Below are 15,447 nucleotides of genomic sequence, written 5' to 3' on the forward strand. Positions count from 1 at the left end.
CCTCTCAGAGGGCGTGCAGCACCAGGCGGGCGTCGTTCGCGTCGCGGGGGAAGGCCAGCAGGGCCCAGCCGTCCTCGCGGTGGCTGACCGTCACCCGCACCTTCTCGCGGGCCAGCTTGCCGACGAGCACGTCGGCGCTCTCGCGGGTGGGCACCACGGCGACGGTCTCGAGCAGGCCGAGGTCGCCGTTCTCGTCGGGCAGCGCGCCCTGCGGGCCGCGGCCGAACGTCCAGCGCAGCAGCCCGGCGATGAAGATCATGAGCGAGATCGCCATCAGGATCTCGCCGATCGAGCCGATCATGTGTGTCTCCTCCGGACCCGACCATCCTGACCGATCCTGTGGCTGACGGCATCCCGTGGGCCGCCCCGCGGGCCGGACCCGTCGGTAACATCAGCGGGTCATCCGCCAGGTGACGCGATGCGGAGGTCTCACGTGCCCTACCCCAGCGACGACGCCCGCGACCGGCCCTGGGTCATGCGCACCTACGCCGGCCACTCGTCGGCACGCGCGTCGAACGAGCTCTACCGGCGCAACCTGGAGAAGGGGCAGACCGGCCTGTCGGTCGCGTTCGACCTGCCCACGCAGACCGGGTACGACCCCGACGCCGAGCTCGCCAAGGGCGAGGTCGGCAAGGTGGGCGTGCCCGTGTCGCACATCGGGGACATGCGGGCGCTGTTCGACCGGATCCCGCTCGACGAGGCCAACACCTCGATGACGATCAACGCGACGGCGATGTGGATGCTCGCGCTCTACGTCACGGTCGCCGACGAGCAGGGTGCCGACCGCGCGAAGCTCGCGGGCACCACGCAGAACGACATCGTCAAGGAGTACCTCTCGCGCGGGACCTACGCGTTCCCGCCCGGGCCGAGCGTCCGGCTGATCACCGACATGATCGCCTGGACCTACACGAACGTCCCCAAGTGGAACCCGATCAACATCTGCAGCTACCACCTGCAGGAGGCCGGGGCGACGCCGACGCAGGAGGTCGCCTACACGCTGTCGACCGCGATCGCGGTGCTCGACGCCGTGCGCGACTCGGGCCAGGTGCCCGAGGACGACTTCGGCCAGGTCGTCGGGCGCATCTCGTTCTTCGTCAACGCGGGCCTGCACTTCATCGAGGAGATCGCGAAGCTGCGGGCGTTCTCGCAGCTCTGGGACGAGCTGTGCCGCGAGCGCTACGGCGTCGAGGACGCCAAGATGCGGCGCTTCCGCTACGGCGTGCAGGTCAACTCGCTGGGGCTCACCGAGGCCCAGCCGGAGAACAACGTCCAGCGCATCGTGCTGGAGATGCTCGCGGTGACGCTGTCGAAGGACGCCCGGGCCCGCGCGGTGCAGCTGCCGGCGTGGAACGAGGCGCTGGGCCTGCCGCGGCCGTGGGACCAGCAGTGGGCGCTGCGGATGCAGCAGGTGCTGGCCTACGAGACCGACCTGCTCGACCACGACGACATCTTCGCGGGCTCGCACGTCATGGAGGCCAAGACGGCCGCCATCGTCGAGGGGGCGCGCGCCGAGATGGCCAAGGTCGCCGAGATGGGCGGCGCCGTGCCCGCCGTCGACTCCGGCTACATGAAGTCGCAGCTCGTCTCGTCGCTGGCGCAGCGGCGGATGCGCCTGGAGTCCGGCGAGGACACCGTCGTCGGCGTCAACAAGTTCACCTCCACCGAGCCCAGCCCGCTGCAGGCCGAGGGCGCCGAGGCGATCTTCACCGTCGACAGGTCGGTGGAGGACGAGGCCGCGAAGGCCGTGCAGGAGTGGCGCTCGGGCCGCGACCAGGTGGACGCCGACGCCGCGCTCGACCGCCTGCGCGAGGCCGCCACCACCGACGAGAACCTCATGGAGGCGACGCTCGCGTGCGCCCGCGCCGGGGTCACCACCGGCGAGTGGGCCGGGGCGCTGCGCGACGTCTTCGGCTCCTACCGGGCACCGACCGGGGTGTCCGCGGCGTCCTCGGGCGCCGGCGAGGCGCCCGAGGACCTGGCCGCGGTGCGCGCCCGGGTCAAGGCGACCGCCGAGGAGATGGGCACGGCGTCGCTGCGCATGCTCGTCGGCAAGCCGGGCCTCGACGGGCACTCCAACGGCGCCGAGCAGATCGCCGTGCGCGCCCGCGACGCCGGCTTCGAGGTGATCTACCAGGGCATCCGCCTCACGCCCGCCGAGATCGTCGCGGCGGCCGTGCAGGAGGGCGTGCACGTCGTGGGCCTGTCGGTGCTGTCGGGCTCGCACCTCGAGGTCGTCCCCGCCGTGCTCGACGGGCTGGCCCGCGCGGGCGCCGAGGACATCCCGGTGGTCGTCGGCGGCATCATCCCGCCGAAGGACGCCGAGCAGCTCCAGCGCCTCGGCGTGCACCGCGTCGTGACGCCGAAGTCCTACTCGCTCACCGGGATCATGGGCGAGTTCGTCGACGTGATCCGCGAGGCGCACGGGCTGGACGCGCCGGCGGCCGTGTGAGCCGGCGCGTCCACGCCCGCGGTCACCCCGGCACGCGGTCCAGGAAGCCGTGGACGCGCTCGAGCCGCCCGTCGTCGGCCACCTCGGCGACGTCGAACCCGATCACCACGGGCTCGGCGCCCTCCGGGCCGAGGTGCCAGGTGAAGCGGACGACGTCGTGGTGGGCGTCGAGCACCTCGCCGGGGGAGAACGTCAGGCCGGCGAACTGCTCCTGGGCGCCCGCGATCAGGGCGTCGACGCCCTCGTGGCCCCGGACGTCGGCCATCGGGTCGACGTAGCGGGCGTCGGGCGTGAACGCCGCGGCGATCGCCTCGCGGCGCGCGGCGGGGTCGGTCGCGTTCCAGGCGGCGAGGTAGCGCTGGACGAGGGTCGTGGTGTCGGTCATGGGGTCCTCCTCGGTGTGTCGTGCTGACGAGGAGAACCCTGACCGCGGCGCGGTAGGCGGGTCGATGACCTCGTGGGTCATGGACGATCAGCGCCCGGCCCCGCGAGGCTCTCCGCCATGAGCGACGACCTGATCGCGTCCATGCCCTTCGCCGCCGGGCTCGGGATCCAGCTGGAGACCGCCGGTGCCGACGAGACCGTCGCCGTCCTGCCCTGGTCCGACGCGCACACCACCGTCGGCGGCCTGCTCCACGGCGGCGCGCTGATGACCCTGGCCGACACCGCGGGCGCGGTCTGCGCCTTCCTCGGGCTGCCGGCGGGGGCGCGGACGGCGACGACCCAGTCGGGCACGCACCTGCTGCGCGCGGTGTCGGGCTCCTCGGGTGGCGAGGTCCGGGCGACGGCCCGTCCCGTGCACTCCGGGCGCACCCAGATCGTCGTGCAGACCGACGTCACCGACGACCGTGGGCGCCTCGTCGCCCGGACGACCCAGACCCAGGCCGTGCTGCCGGCCTGACCTCGGCCTTCCGGGGACCGGAATCGGTGCCCTGCGCGTGGTGTGGTCCAGGCCACCATCCGCGACGACCGATCCCGGCGATCTCGGAGGTCCGATGCCGCGCCCCACCCTGCTCCTCGTCCACGGCGCCTGGCACGGCTCGTGGTTCTGGGAGCCGCTGATCTCCGAGCTCGGGGAGTTCGACGTGCGCACGGTCGACCTGCCCAGCTGCACCGGATCCCCGGACGAGCTGGGCGGCCTGGAGGACGACGCGGAGACGGTGCGGGCGGCGGTCGCGGCGATCGACGGCCCGGTCGTCGTGGTCGCGCACTCCTACGGCGGGTTGCCGGTGTCGGAGGGGGTCTCTGGTTCTGCCGACGGGCAGGTCTCCCATCTCGTCTACCTCTGTGCGTTCATGCTGGACGCGGGCGAGTCGTTGCTGGCCGCGGCCGGGGGCACCCCGCCGCCGTGGTGGGAGGTGCACGAGCGGCACATCGTCGCGCGGACCCCCGAAGCCGTCTTCTACAACGACCTGGACCCCGCCACCGCGGCGTCGGCGGCCGGGCGGCTCGGGCTGCTGAGCCGGGCCGCCACGGAGACGCCCCTGACCCGGGCCGCCTGGCACGACGTCCCGAGCACCTACGTCGTCTGCGACCGCGACGCGGCGATCCCGTCGTTCGCGCAGGAGGCGATGGCCCAGCGGGCCGGGACCGTCGTGCACCTCGACGCCGGGCACTCCGCGGCCATGTCGCAGCCGCAGGAGGTGGCGTCGGTGGTGCGCGGGGCGGCGTCCTGAGCCGCCGTCAGCTCTCGTCCTCGTCGTCCTTGGCGGCGCCGCGCTTCTTGAGGAAGCCGAAGCCGGGGATGCCGTCGATGGCCTGACGCAGGTCCTTCGTGACGTCGAGCAGCTCGTGGAGGTCCGGTCCGACGCGGTCGAGGGTCGCGAGGATCGGCATGATGTCGGTGACCATGTGCTCGGTGAACTGCGGCATCTCGTCGACGAGCTTGATCAGCGCGTCGACCTCCTCCGGGCTGAGCTCGTCGACGAACCGGCCGGCCAGCGGCGCGGCCCGCTCGAGCATCGGCTGGTAGAGGCCGAGCAGCTCCTGCGCCGACCGGCTCGTCTCCCCGGCGCCCTCGACGATCCCCCGCGCGCCGTCGGTGATCTCCTTGGCGTCACCCACGACGCCCTCGGCGCCGGACGTGATGGACCGGGCGGACTCCACGACCTCGTTCGCGCCGCTGGTGATCGAGCGGGCGGAGGTGACGACCTCGTCGGCGCCGGACGTGATCGAGCGGGCCGAGGTGACGACCTCCTCGGCACCGCCGGTGATGCGACGGGCCGACTCGACGACGTCGTCGGCGCCCAGCGTGATCTTGCGGGCGCTGCCGACGACCTCCTCGGCGCCGGAGGTGATCGAGCGGGCGGAGCCGACGACCTCCTCGGCACCGGACGTGATCGACCGGGCGCTCCCGACCACCTCGTTCGCGCCCTCGGTGATCCGCCGGGCCTCGCCCAGGACGCCGTCGACGCGCTCCATGACGCCGTCGACCCGGACCACGATCCCGTCCGCGCGGTCGACCAGCCCGTCGACGCGGTCGGCGAGCGTGCCGAGCACGCCCACCAGCCGCGTCACCTCGTCGAGCAGCGCGTCCACCCGCCCGGGCAGCCGCGCGCCGACGTCGACGACCTCGCCGACCCAGCCGAGCACCGACCACCCGGTGTCCACCACCTCGCGCGGGGAGGGCACCGCCAGCGGACCGATCCGCACCAACGCCATGTCCACACTCTGCCCGCGCCTGCGGGCGATCACGCCGAAGTCGCTCGCGAGGATGTGGATTTCCTGGCGTCCAGTGCCAGCGTGGACGCAGGGCTTGCATGCCAGTGCTAGGGCGAACGGAGCAGCAGGAGGGCGTAGGCGGCGAGGGTCTGGGCGTCGGTGATCTCGCCGTCGCGGGCCCGGCGCTCGAACTCGGCGCGGGGGACCCAGGCGAAGCGCATGTCGGCCTCGGTGTCCTCGCGCGCCGGCTCGCCGGCGGTGAGGTCGGTGGCGAGGTAGGCCCGCCCGCGCTGGGACGACAGCCCGGGGGCGACGTCGAGCAGGCCGAGGTACGTCCAGCTCGCCGCCGTCAGGCCGGTCTCCTCGCGGAGCTCGCGGGCGGCGAGCTCGGGGGCGGGCATCTCCGCGCGGTCGGGCGCGGTGCCCTGCGGGAACTCCCAGCGCCGCAGGCCCAGCGGGTACCGGTACTGCTCGACCATGGCCAGCCGGTCCCCGTCCAGGGCCACGACCAGCGCGTAGTCGGGCTTGTCGACCACCCCGTAGACGCCCTCGGCCCCGTCCGGGCGGCGGAAGGTGTCCTCGCGCAGGGTCATCCAGGGGTTGGCGTAGACCTCGCGGGTGCTCGTCGTGACGGGGTGCTCCACACCCCGGGATGATCCACCTCGGCCGTCTCCTAGTGTTCGGGTCGTGCGCCTCGTCATCGCCCGATGCACGGTCGACTACGACGGCCGCCTCACCGCCCACCTGCCGAGCGCGCTGCGGCTGTTGCTGGTCAAGGCGGACGGGTCGGTCAGCGTCCACGCCGACGACCGCGCCTACAAGCCGCTGAACTGGATGAGCCCGCCGTGCTGGCTCACGGAAGCTCCCGGCGGGGCGAGCGGAGCGACGGGGATCGACAGCGTCTGGACGGTGAAGAACAAGGCCGACGAGACGCTGACGATCACCCTCGAGGAGATCCAGCACGACTCGTCCCACGAGCTCGGCGTCGACCCCGGGCTGGTGAAGGACGGCGTCGAGGCACACCTCCAGCAGCTGCTCGCCCAGCACGTCACGACGCTGGGGGACGGGTGGACGCTGGTCCGGCGCGAGTACCCCACCGCGATCGGGCCGGTCGACCTGCTCTGCCGCGACGCCGACGGGGGGTCCGTCGCCGTGGAGATCAAGCGCCGCGGCGAGATCGACGGCGTGGAGCAGCTGACCCGCTACCTCGAGCTGCTCAACCGCGACCCGCTGCTCGCCCCGGTGGCCGGCATCTTCGCGGCGCAGCAGATCAAGCCGCAGGCCAAGGTGCTCGCGAACGACCGCGGCATCCGCTGCGTCACGCTCGACTACGACGCCCTGCGCGGCGCCGTCGTGGACGAGTTCCGGCTGTTCTGATGGGAGGGCGCCTGGCGCGGGCGCTCGCGCGACGGCTCGGACGCGGACGACTGCGCGGACGACTGCGCGAACACCTGCCCGCCGAGGTCGACGGCGAGTGCGTCTTCTGCCGCATCGTCGACGGGCGCGGCGACGCGAGCGTCGTGGCGTCCTCCGACCGCGCCGTGGCGTTCCTCGACGTCCAGCCCCTCGTCCCGGGCCACGTGCTCGTCGTGCCCCGGGCGCACGCCGCGCACCTCGCCGACGTCGAGGACGTCGACGGCGCCGCGGTGTGGTCGCTCGCGGGGCGCATCGCCGCGGGCCTGCGGGCGGCGGGCCTCGCCGAGGGCGTCAACCTCATGCTCGCCGACGGCGCGGTCGCCTGGCAGACGGTGTGGCACGTCCACCTGCACGTCATCCCGCGCCGGCGCGGCGACGGGCTGCGCCTCCTGGCCGCCTGGACCCGTCCGGAGCGGGCGCGCCTCGACGCCACGGCCGAACAGATCCGCGCCGCCCTGACCTGAGCGCGGAGCGAGTGCGTGGCCCCATCGGCGTGCTCCCCCTGATCGGACACAGCTGGGTGTCTGCGACGCCACGCCGTTGACATTCCCGAACGGTCGCGCCTGACGGCTACCGGTGCGTAGATTCGCGCCATGACGAGCACCCGCGACGCGGTGTCGGTCCCCGCGAGCGAGCAGCCGGACACCTTCGACTCCCTGGATCCCCGCAACGGCCAGGTGATCGCCAGCTACCCGCGCCACACGCCCGAGCAGGTCGGCGAGGTCGTCGCGCGGGCGCGGCGGGCGTCACGGTGGTGGAACGACCTCGGGTTCGACGGCCGGGCCCGCAAGCTCGCGGCCTGGCGCCAGCTGCTCGACCGCCGGCGCGACGAGCTCGCCGCCGTGGTGAGCCGGGAGACCGGCAAGCCGCTCGACGACGCCCGCATCGAGGGCATCCTCGCGCTCGACCACCTGCACTGGGCGGCCAAGAACGCCGCGAAGGTGCTCGGTCCGCGCAACGCGGCAGCCGGCCTGCTGATGGTCAACCACAAGGCCAGCGTCGAGTACCCGCCGATGGGCGTCGTCGGCGTGCTCGGCCCCTGGAACTACCCCGTCTTCACGCCGATGGGCTCGATCGTCTACGCGCTGGCCGCGGGCAACACCGTGGTGTTCAAGCCCAGCGAGCTCACCCCCGGCGTCGGCAAGTGGCTGGTCGACAGCTTCGCCGAGGCCGTCGGCGAGGACGCGGTGTTCCAGCTGATCACCGGCGAGGGCGAGACCGGGGCCGCGCTGTGCCGCGCCGGCGTCGACAAGCTCGCGTTCACCGGGTCGACGGCCACCGCGAAGAAGGTCATGGCCACCTGCGCCGAGACGCTGACGCCGGTGCTCGTCGAGTGCGGCGGCAAGGACGCCCTGCTCGTGGACGCCGACGCCGACCTCGACGACGCGGCCGCGGCCGTCGTGTGGGGCGCGATGTCCAACGCCGGCCAGACCTGCGTCGGCGTCGAGCGGGTCTACGTCGTCGACGCGGTGGCCGAGGACCTCCTCGACCGGGTCGCCGCCCGGGCGGCGACCATCGCGCCCGGCGGGGCACCCGACGCCCACTACGGGCCGATCACCATGCCCTCGCAGCTCGGCGTCATCTCCGGCCAGATCGACGACGCGCTGTCCCGCGGCGGGCGGGCCGTCGTCGGCGGGCGCGAGTCCGTGCGCGCGCCCTACGTCGAGCCCGTGGTGCTCGCCGACGTCCCCGAGGACAGCTCCGCGGTGACCGACGAGACCTTCGGGCCCACCGTGGTGGTCAACCGCGTCCGCGACATCGACGAGGCCGTGGACCGCGCCAACGCCTCGCGCTACGGCCTGGGCGCCTCGGTGTTCGCCAAGTCCCGCGGTCACGAGGTCGCCCGCCGGCTGCGCGCCGGCATGGTGTCGGTGAACGGGGTCATCGCCTTCGCGGGCATCCCGTCGCTGCCCTTCGGCGGCGTCGGCGACTCCGGCTTCGGGCGCATCCACGGCGTCGACGGGCTGCGCGAGTTCACCCGGCCGCTGGCGATCTCCGAGCGCCGCTTCCGCAGCGTCAACGTCATGACCTTCGACCGTCCCGGCTGGGTCGTGAAGGTCCTGGCCGGGCTGGTCAGCGTGCTGTACGGACGGCGGCGCTGACGGGCACGCTCCCGCTGTGAAGCCCCTGACCGACCTCGCGCCGGGCTTCCGGACGCGGGTCCTGGACGACGGCACCGCGAGCGGCGACGCTGTGCCGCTCGTCCTCCTGCACGGCACGCCGTTCGACGCCGATGCGTGGGACGCGCTCGTGCCCCTGCTCGCCGGCCGGCGCGTCGTGCGCTTCGACGCCCGCGGCCACGGTGTCGCCGCGGCGGTGCCGGTGGCCGACGACCGCCGTCTGGCCGCGGACGTCGTCGCCGTGCTCGACCACCTCGACATCGCGCAGGCGCACGTCGTCGGCCACTCCTGGGGCGGCGAGACCGCGCAGCGGGTCGCGCTCGACCACCCGGACCGCGTCGCCCGGCTGTCGCTGCTGTGCACGCGGGCCTCGCCGTTCCCGCCCTTCACCACCCTCGCCGCCACGCTGCGCTCGGGTGGGGCGGACCTCGAGACCATGCTCGGACGGTGGTTCACCGACGCCGAGCGCGCGGAGCCCGACGGTGTCGCGGCCACCGTGCGCCGGGCGCTGCACGCCGCCGACCCCGAGCGCTGGGCCGAGGCGCTCGACCAGATCGCGGCGTTCGACGACCTCGGAGAGCTGGCGCGGATCCCGGTGCCGGTCGACGTCGTGGCCGCCGAGCTCGACGGGGTGTCCCCGCCGGAGCACATGACCCTGATCGCCGCCGCGGTGCCGTCCGGCGTCCTGCACGTCCTCGCCGGGGCCCGGCACCTCGTCCCGCTGCAGCGACCCGAGGAGGTCGCGCGGATCCTCCGCGCTCCACGGACGGGTGCAGGACTGGAACACCGGGTGCCCGAGTAGCGATGCTTGTCCGGAGACGGTCGGACGGCCGCCCCGGAGAGGACCGCGATGCCCGGCGAGCACACCCTCGGCGACCTCGTCGAGATCGACGACCGCACCGTCCTCGTGATCGGGCAGGAGCTCGACGTCGCCCACGATCAGCCGGACGTCGGCCACGCGCTCGTGCACCGGGCGGGGGACGACCTGGTCCTCGTCGACACGGGCGTGACGGACGCGTTCCGGGCCGCGCTGCGCACGGCGGTCGACCGGGTCGGACCCTGGTCGCGGCTGCTGCTGCTCACCACGCACGGCCACACCGACCACGTCGGCAACAACGACCTCGTCGACGAGCTCGCCGCCGAACGCGGGGTGCCGGCGGAGCACTGGGTCCCGGCGCGCGACCTCGCGCAGATGCGCGACCCGGTCACCTACTGGGAGCACGCCTTCGAGCGGATCGGCGGCGTGGCCGCGCTGCCGGCGCCCCCGGCGCTGTCCGCGAAGAAGATCGTCTCGCTGTTCCAGCCACTGCGACCGTTCGGCGCGACGACCCGGGCCTACGAGGAGCGCCCGCTCGAGCGCCTGACGCTCGGCTCGGCGCGGATGACCGGGTGGTCGTTCGCCGACGGTGCGGTCCGCGTGCTGCGCAGTCAGGGGCACACCGCGGGGCACGTCGTCGTCCACCTGCGCGATGCCGGGCTCGTCCACCTCGGCGACGAGGCCAACGGCGGCTGCGGGGCGATGCCCGACGCCGACCAGCTCAAGCTGCACACGGTCCTGGGCACCGTCGCCACCGCGGTCGCCGAGGGCGCGGTGTCGACCGTGACGCAGGCCCACGACGCCGCCGTCCGGCGGGGGGACAAGGCGGTGGCCCACCTCGACGAGCTCGTCGACCAGGGCGTCGCCCTGCAGGACGCCGCGCTCGAGGTCACCGCCGGTCACGAGCCGATCGATCCCCACCGGTTCCTCGGCGACTTCACCCGGAAGATCTCCGAGGTGGGCGGCGGTGGGCCGAACCCGAACCCGGTGTTCACCGGGATGATGGCGGTGAACGTGCTCGCCGAGCTCGGTCTGCGGCCCGCCCACGGCCACGACGACCAGCTCTGGTCGCGCCCCGCGTCGACGAACCCCGAGCCGGTCGCGGGGATGCCCCACGGCCTCGCCCTCCTCCCGGCCGCCGCGGCGATGGTCGGCTGGAAGCTGCGGGGACGGGACAGGTGAGCGCACCCGGGGGCGAGGCATCGCCCAAGCGGTGGCTGGTCCTCGTCGCGATGACCGGCTCGCTGTCGATGATCATGCTCGACCAGACGGTGGTGTCGGTCGCCCTGCCGACGATGGGGCGCGACCTGTCGCTCTCGCCGGCCGGCCAGCAGTGGGTGGTCAACGCCTACGTCCTGGCGCTCGCGGCCCTCGTCGCCCTGGGCGGCAAGGCCGCGGACCTGCTCGGTCCGCGGCGGGCGTTCCGCTCCGGGGTGAGCCTGTTCTTCCTCGCCTCGGTGGGCTGCGGGCTGGCCCCGGCGGGGGAGTTCGGCGAGGCGACGATCCTCGCCTGCCGGACGCTGCAGGGGGCCGGCGCGGCGCTGATGGTGCCGGTGTCGGGCGCGATCGTGATCGCCTCGTTCGGCCCGGGGGAGCGCGGGCGCGCCATGGCGATCTTCGCCGGCATCAGCCAGATCTTCGTGGCGCTCGGGCCGCTCATCGGCGGGCTCCTCACCGAGTACGTGTCCTGGCGCGCGGTGTTCTTCCTCAACGTCCCGGTCGGCATCACGACGCTCGTGCTCGTCGCGATCGCCCCGGTCCCCGCCGCCCGTGTCCGCGGCACCCGCATCCGACCCCTCGACGTGGTGCTCGTCGTGGCGGGCCTCGCGGCGACGACGTTCGGCATCCAGCTCGCGGGCACCGACGGTCTCTCGTCGCCGCTGGTCCTGGCCCTGCTCGTCGGCGGTCTCGCGACGACGGGCTGGTTCGTCGTGCGCCAGGTGCGGGCGACCGACCCGCTGATCCACGTGCGGCTGTTCACCGACCGTGCCTTCACCGGTGACACCGCCGTCATGGGTTTCGTGCAGTTCGGGCTGCTCGGACTCGTGCTCTACAGCTCGATCTACTTGCAGGAACTGCTCGGCTTCGGGCCCATGGCGGCCGGGCTCGCCGTCCTGCCGCTGATCCTGCCGCTGACCGTGGCCGCCCAGCTCGGGGGTCGCTGGTTCGACCGCGCGGGCGTCCGCGGTCCGGTGATCACCGGGCTGGCCCTCTGCGCGGTCGGGACCGTCCTCTGGCTGCTCGCGCTGCCGGGCCTGGACTACGCCCTCCAGACGCCCGGGATGGCCCTGGTCGGCGTGGGCCTCGGGCTGACGCTGTCGCCGACCAACACCGACGCGCTCGCCCGTGTCGGCGTCTCGGAGCGCACCCAGGCCTCGGGTGTCGTGCAGACGGTCCGCCAGCTCGGCGGCACGCTCGGCATCGCGGTGATCGGTGCCGTGGTGATCGCGGCGGACGGGGAGGCACCGGGGCAGACCGCCGAGCCGTCCGGGATCACCGCCGGGTTCTGGGTCGCGGCGGTGGCGTTCGCGCTCGCCGCGCTGGTCGGGGCCGCCCTGCTGGCCCGGCGCGACACGCCCGTCCCTACCGGAACGGTCAAGCTACCCGCGAGTAGAGACCCATCCCTCGGGTCGGGGTGAGACGCCGCCACGCATGGCAGGATCGCGCCCGGATAACGACTGTCGGCAGGAAGGTCTGACGTGGCGCGCGAATTCGCCCGGGTGGGAGTGGTCGGTCTCGGCACGATGGGGGCGGGCATCGTCGAGGTGTTCGCCCGCGCGGGGATCGAGGTGGTCGCCGTCGAGGTCGAGGCCGCCGCCGCGGACCGCGGCCGCGAGACCATCGAGGCCTCGACCCAGCGGGCCGTGGACCGCTCCAAGCTCGCCGTCGAGGACCGCGAGGCGCTGCTCTCCCGCGTGCGCGTCACCACCAACCTCGACGACCTCGCCGACGCCGACCTCGTGGTCGAGGCCGTCCCCGAGCGCCTCGAGCTCAAGGCCGAGGTGTTCGGCGCGCTGGACAAGGTGTGCGGCCCGGAGACGATCTTCGCGTCCAACACCTCGTCGCTGTCGATCACCGAGCTGTCGGTGCGCACCGAGCGGCCGCACCAGGTCGTCGGCATGCACTTCTTCAACCCCGCGCCCGTGCAGGCACTGGTCGAGGTCGTGCGCACGGTCGTCACCGACCCCGAGGTGCTCTCCGACGTCACCGGCCTGGCCGTGCAGCTCGGCAAGAGCCCGGTGGTGTGCGGCGACCGCGCCGGCTTCATCGCCAACAACCTGCTCTTCACCTACCTCAACCAGGCCGTGGGCATGTTCGAGGCCCACTACGCCGGGCGCGAGGACCTCGACGCGGCCATGCGCTTCGGCTGCGGCTACCCGATGGGCCCGCTCGCACTGATGGACCTCATCGGCCTCGACACGGCCTACGAGATCCTCGACACGATGTACAAGCAGTCGCGCAACCAGCGGCACGCGCCGGCCCCGATCCTCAAGCAGATGATCACCGCAGGCCTGCTGGGCCGGAAGTCCGGGCGCGGCTTCTACACCTACGCCGCCCCCGGGTCGCCCGAGGTCGTCGCCGACTCCCTGACCCCGCCGCCCCCGGGCGAGGAGGGCAGCGACCACCGCACGATCTCGACAGTCGGCGTCGTCGGCACCGGCACGATGGCCACCGGCATCGCCGAGGTGTTCGCCAAGGCCGGGTACGACGTCGTGGTCCGCGCGCGCACCGAGGCCAAGGGCGAGGGCGTCGTCGCCGGCATCCGCAAGTCGCTGGACAAGGCCGTGGTCAAGGGCAAGCTCAGCGAGTCCGCCCGCGACGAGACCCTCGCCCGCGTCCGCCCCACGACGACGTTCGACGACCTCGCGGGCGCCGACCTCGTCGTGGAGGCCGTCGCCGAGGACCTCGAGGTCAAGCAGGCCGTCTTCGGGGCGCTCGACGACGTCTGCAAGCCCGGCGCCATCCTCGCCACCACCACCTCGTCGCTGCCGGTGGTCGAGTGCGCCGCGGCGACGCAGCGCCCCGACGACGTCGTCGGGATGCACTTCTTCAACCCGGCGTCGGTGATGAAGCTGGTCGAGATCGTCAGCCCCATCACGACCTCGCCGGACGTGACGTCGACCGTGCGGGCGGTCACCGCGAAGATCGGCAAGCACCCGGTGCTCTGCGGCGACCGCGCCGGGTTCATCGTCAACGCGCTGCTCTTCCCGTACCTCAACGACGCGACGGCGATGCTCGAGGCGAACTACGCGACCGCCGACGACATCGACTCGGCCATGAAGAACGGCTGCGGCCTGCCCATGGGTCCGTTCGCGCTGCTCGACGTCGTGGGCCTCGACGTGTCGCTCGCGATCGAGCGGTCGCTCTACCTGGAGTTCCGCGTGCCCGGGTTCGCCCCGGCGCCGCTGCTCGAGCACCTCGTCACCGCCGGCCGCCTGGGCCGCAAGACCGGCCAGGGCTTCCGGGACTACCAGAAGAAGTAGGTCTCCCGCGCCCGATGGCCCGCCGCTCGCGTCGCCACCCCGCCCGCCCCGCACCGGCACCCCCGCCGCTGCGGGGCGGTTGGGTGCGCGAGGAGGACGGCTGGAGGGTGCGCTCGATCAGCGGGACGGCCGCGACCAAGACCTACCGCTGCCCGGGCTGCCACCAGGAGATCGTGCCCGGCACGCCGCACGTGGTGGCGTGGCCCGCCGACGAGGTCGACGACGACGACAACGTCGAGCGCCGGCACTGGCACACCGGCTGCTGGCGCCGGGAGCGCGGGCGGTCGGGGTCGCTCTAGCGCGAGGGCGCGCCGGTGCGCTGCTCGGGCGCCTGCGCCCCACCGAGGTCGCCGCCGTGTCCGTTGCCGGCCTCGCCGTGCGGGGTCGGTGAGGGACGCGCGGCGGAGGACGGCGGGTCGGGCAGGACCGGGCGCTGCTCGGAGCCGCCCTCGTCGGGGAACGCGTCGACGGTGGGCAGGGCGCCCAGGGCGGCGCGCAGCGTGTTCAGCTGCCCGCCCACGCGGTCACGCAGACGCCGCATCTCGGCCACCTCGGTGTCGGCCTCGCGCAGCCGGCGGCGGGCCTCCTCGGCGGCGTCCTGCACGTACTTCTCGGCGCGCTCCTTCGAGGCCTGCTCGTCGGCCTCGAGCTGGCGCATCGCCTCGCGGCGACGGGCGGCCATGGCCACCGAGAAGTCGGTCTCGACCTGCTCGCGGGTCGCCCGGCCCTCGGCGTCGAGGCGGTCGCGCTCCTGCTCGGACTCGGTGCGCAGGCGCGCGGCCTCGGCGCGTGCCCCGTCCATGAGGGTGCGGTGCTCCTGCTCCATCGCCTGGCGACGACGGTCGGTCTCGGCGAGGCTCTCGTCGTAGCGCGTGCGGGTCTGCTGCGCCTCCGCCTCGGCGCGCTCGTGCATCTCGCGGGCCTGCCGGCGGGCCTCGTCGAGCGTGCCGCGGGCGTGCTCGTCGGCCTCCGCGACGGTGGCGCGCGCCTGCTCCTCGGCCTGCTCGACGGTGCGGCGTGCGCGGTCCTCGGCTGCCGCGACGACCGTGCGCGCGTGCTCGTCGGCCTCGCCGGTCTTGCGCCGCGCGTACTCGTCGGCGTCGGCCCGCACGCTGCGCGCCGCCTCGGCGGCGTCGTCGCGCATCGAGCGGGTCTCGTCCTGCGCGAGGCGCAGCATGCGCTGGAGGCGCTCCGAGAGCCCCTCCATGGTGTCCGGGGGCGCGGAGAGCCGGTCGACCTGGGCCCGCAGGTCCTCCACGTACGCGCGGTGGTGGTCCAGCGCGCGGGCGAGCTCGGTGGCCTGGGCCACCGCGGCGTCGCGGTCGGCGGTGAGGATCCGCAGGTCGGCCTCGACGCGGTCGAGGTGCTCCTCGACCTGGCCGCGGTCGTAGCCGCGGCGCACGACGTCGAAGCCGGTCCCCAGCGGCAACAGCTCGTGCTCGTCGGACGGCATGCGGGTCACGGTACCGGCGGCGCGGGGGCCGCTCCACGTACGGGTGA

Annotated in this window: 16 protein-coding genes; 11 read left to right on the top strand and 5 right to left on the bottom strand. The window is 73.9% G+C overall.

Annotation, left to right across the window (positions count from 1 at the left end; genetic code table 11):
- Window positions 1-4: 4 nt before the first annotated feature.
- Entirely contained in the window at window positions 5-301 is a 297-nt protein-coding gene (locus tag ACQPYN_RS09710) for a hypothetical protein (RefSeq protein WP_433036305.1), read from the bottom strand.
- Between the two features lie 132 nt (window positions 302-433).
- On the opposite strand from ACQPYN_RS09710, the gene ACQPYN_RS09715 reads away from it, so the two are divergent.
- The gene (locus ACQPYN_RS09715; protein WP_433036307.1) at window positions 434-2,449 is read left to right on the top strand and encodes a protein meaA; all 2,016 of its coding nucleotides are present in this window, start codon (window positions 434-436) and stop codon (window positions 2,447-2,449) included.
- 22 nt (window positions 2,450-2,471) lie between these two features.
- Here ACQPYN_RS09715 and ACQPYN_RS09720 read toward each other — a convergent pair whose 3' ends face one another.
- Window positions 2,472-2,834: a nuclear transport factor 2 family protein gene (locus ACQPYN_RS09720; RefSeq protein ID WP_433036309.1), complete on the bottom strand. Its 363-nt coding sequence runs from the start codon at window positions 2,832-2,834 to the stop codon at window positions 2,472-2,474.
- A gap of 117 nt (window positions 2,835-2,951) precedes the next feature.
- Between ACQPYN_RS09720 and ACQPYN_RS09725 the strand changes: the two genes are divergently transcribed.
- Complete coding sequence (locus ACQPYN_RS09725; protein ID WP_433036311.1) at window positions 2,952-3,350, top strand: PaaI family thioesterase; 399 nt, start codon at window positions 2,952-2,954, stop codon at window positions 3,348-3,350.
- 94 nt (window positions 3,351-3,444) lie between these two features.
- On the top strand, window positions 3,445-4,125 hold the full coding sequence (locus ACQPYN_RS09730) for an alpha/beta hydrolase (RefSeq protein ID WP_433036313.1): 681 nt from the start codon (window positions 3,445-3,447) through the stop codon (window positions 4,123-4,125).
- A gap of 7 nt (window positions 4,126-4,132) precedes the next feature.
- Here ACQPYN_RS09730 and ACQPYN_RS09735 read toward each other — a convergent pair whose 3' ends face one another.
- Window positions 4,133-5,110, bottom strand: a complete 978-nt coding sequence (locus ACQPYN_RS09735; RefSeq protein WP_433036315.1) for a hypothetical protein — start codon at window positions 5,108-5,110, stop codon at window positions 4,133-4,135.
- 107 nt (window positions 5,111-5,217) lie between these two features.
- Window positions 5,218-5,703 (bottom strand): NUDIX domain-containing protein, encoded by a 486-nt coding sequence (locus ACQPYN_RS09740; protein ID WP_433038808.1) that lies wholly within the window; start codon window positions 5,701-5,703, stop codon window positions 5,218-5,220.
- A gap of 94 nt (window positions 5,704-5,797) precedes the next feature.
- Between ACQPYN_RS09740 and nucS the strand changes: the two genes are divergently transcribed.
- The 8 genes from nucS (at window position 5,798) to ACQPYN_RS09780 (ending at window position 14,246) form a co-directional block, all read left to right on the top strand.
- Entirely contained in the window at window positions 5,798-6,487 is a 690-nt protein-coding gene (gene nucS, locus ACQPYN_RS09745; protein ID WP_433036317.1) for an endonuclease NucS, read from the top strand.
- Window positions 6,487-6,990: an HIT family protein gene (locus ACQPYN_RS09750; RefSeq protein WP_433036319.1), complete on the top strand. Its 504-nt coding sequence runs from the start codon at window positions 6,487-6,489 to the stop codon at window positions 6,988-6,990. Before nucS ends, ACQPYN_RS09750 begins: the two co-directional genes overlap by 1 nt.
- Window positions 6,991-7,119: 129 nt before the next feature.
- The gene (locus ACQPYN_RS09755) at window positions 7,120-8,628 is read left to right on the top strand and encodes an aldehyde dehydrogenase family protein (RefSeq protein ID WP_433036321.1); all 1,509 of its coding nucleotides are present in this window, start codon (window positions 7,120-7,122) and stop codon (window positions 8,626-8,628) included.
- Between the two features lie 16 nt (window positions 8,629-8,644).
- Window positions 8,645-9,448 carry an alpha/beta fold hydrolase gene (locus ACQPYN_RS09760; RefSeq protein WP_433036323.1) on the top strand — a complete coding sequence of 268 codons (804 nt, stop codon included), beginning with the start codon at window positions 8,645-8,647 and terminating at the stop codon, window positions 9,446-9,448.
- Window positions 9,449-9,496: 48 nt separating this feature from the next.
- Window positions 9,497-10,645 (top strand): MBL fold metallo-hydrolase, encoded by a 1,149-nt coding sequence (locus ACQPYN_RS09765; RefSeq protein WP_433036325.1) that lies wholly within the window; start codon window positions 9,497-9,499, stop codon window positions 10,643-10,645.
- Window positions 10,642-12,102: an MFS transporter gene (locus ACQPYN_RS09770; RefSeq protein WP_433036327.1), complete on the top strand. Its 1,461-nt coding sequence runs from the start codon at window positions 10,642-10,644 to the stop codon at window positions 12,100-12,102. The genes ACQPYN_RS09765 and ACQPYN_RS09770 overlap by 4 nt, the downstream gene beginning before the upstream one ends.
- A 60-nt stretch (window positions 12,103-12,162) precedes the next feature.
- Window positions 12,163-13,947, top strand: coding sequence for a 3-hydroxyacyl-CoA dehydrogenase family protein (locus ACQPYN_RS09775; protein ID WP_433036329.1), 1,785 nt, complete (start codon window positions 12,163-12,165; stop codon window positions 13,945-13,947).
- A gap of 14 nt (window positions 13,948-13,961) precedes the next feature.
- The gene (locus ACQPYN_RS09780) at window positions 13,962-14,246 is read left to right on the top strand and encodes a hypothetical protein (protein ID WP_433036331.1); all 285 of its coding nucleotides are present in this window, start codon (window positions 13,962-13,964) and stop codon (window positions 14,244-14,246) included.
- Here the strand turns inward: ACQPYN_RS09780 and ACQPYN_RS09785 are convergent.
- Window positions 14,243-15,400, bottom strand: coding sequence for a DivIVA domain-containing protein (locus ACQPYN_RS09785; RefSeq protein ID WP_433036333.1), 1,158 nt, complete (start codon window positions 15,398-15,400; stop codon window positions 14,243-14,245). The two genes, ACQPYN_RS09780 and ACQPYN_RS09785, sit on opposite strands and share 4 nt — an antisense overlap.
- Between the last annotated feature and the right edge of the window lie 47 nt (window positions 15,401-15,447).

This window comes from Actinomycetospora sp. CA-053990 (genome assembly GCF_050948445.1).
GTDB lineage: Bacteria > Actinomycetota > Actinomycetes > Mycobacteriales > Pseudonocardiaceae > Actinomycetospora > Actinomycetospora callitridis.

What these genes read in the sequence shown, in the direction of transcription:
- ACQPYN_RS09710 (WP_433036305.1), bottom strand. Translation starts at nt 301, where the DNA reads ATGATCGGCTCGATCGGCGAGATCCTGATGGCGATCTCGCTCATGATC.
- ACQPYN_RS09720 (WP_433036309.1), bottom strand. Translation starts at nt 2,834, where the DNA reads ATGACCGACACCACGACCCTCGTCCAGCGCTACCTCGCCGCCTGGAAC.
- ACQPYN_RS09725 (WP_433036311.1), top strand. Translation starts at nt 2,952, where the DNA reads ATGAGCGACGACCTGATCGCGTCCATGCCCTTCGCCGCCGGGCTCGGG.
- ACQPYN_RS09730 (WP_433036313.1), top strand. Translation starts at nt 3,445, where the DNA reads ATGCCGCGCCCCACCCTGCTCCTCGTCCACGGCGCCTGGCACGGCTCG.
- ACQPYN_RS09735 (WP_433036315.1), bottom strand. Translation starts at nt 5,110, where the DNA reads ATGGCGTTGGTGCGGATCGGTCCGCTGGCGGTGCCCTCCCCGCGCGAG.
- ACQPYN_RS09740 (WP_433038808.1), bottom strand. Translation starts at nt 5,703, where the DNA reads ATGACCCTGCGCGAGGACACCTTCCGCCGCCCGGACGGGGCCGAGGGC.
- ACQPYN_RS09750 (WP_433036319.1), top strand. Translation starts at nt 6,487, where the DNA reads ATGGGAGGGCGCCTGGCGCGGGCGCTCGCGCGACGGCTCGGACGCGGA.
- ACQPYN_RS09755 (WP_433036321.1), top strand. Translation starts at nt 7,120, where the DNA reads ATGACGAGCACCCGCGACGCGGTGTCGGTCCCCGCGAGCGAGCAGCCG.
- ACQPYN_RS09765 (WP_433036325.1), top strand. Translation starts at nt 9,497, where the DNA reads ATGCCCGGCGAGCACACCCTCGGCGACCTCGTCGAGATCGACGACCGC.
- ACQPYN_RS09780 (WP_433036331.1), top strand. Translation starts at nt 13,962, where the DNA reads ATGGCCCGCCGCTCGCGTCGCCACCCCGCCCGCCCCGCACCGGCACCC.
- ACQPYN_RS09785 (WP_433036333.1), bottom strand. Translation starts at nt 15,400, where the DNA reads ATGCCGTCCGACGAGCACGAGCTGTTGCCGCTGGGGACCGGCTTCGAC.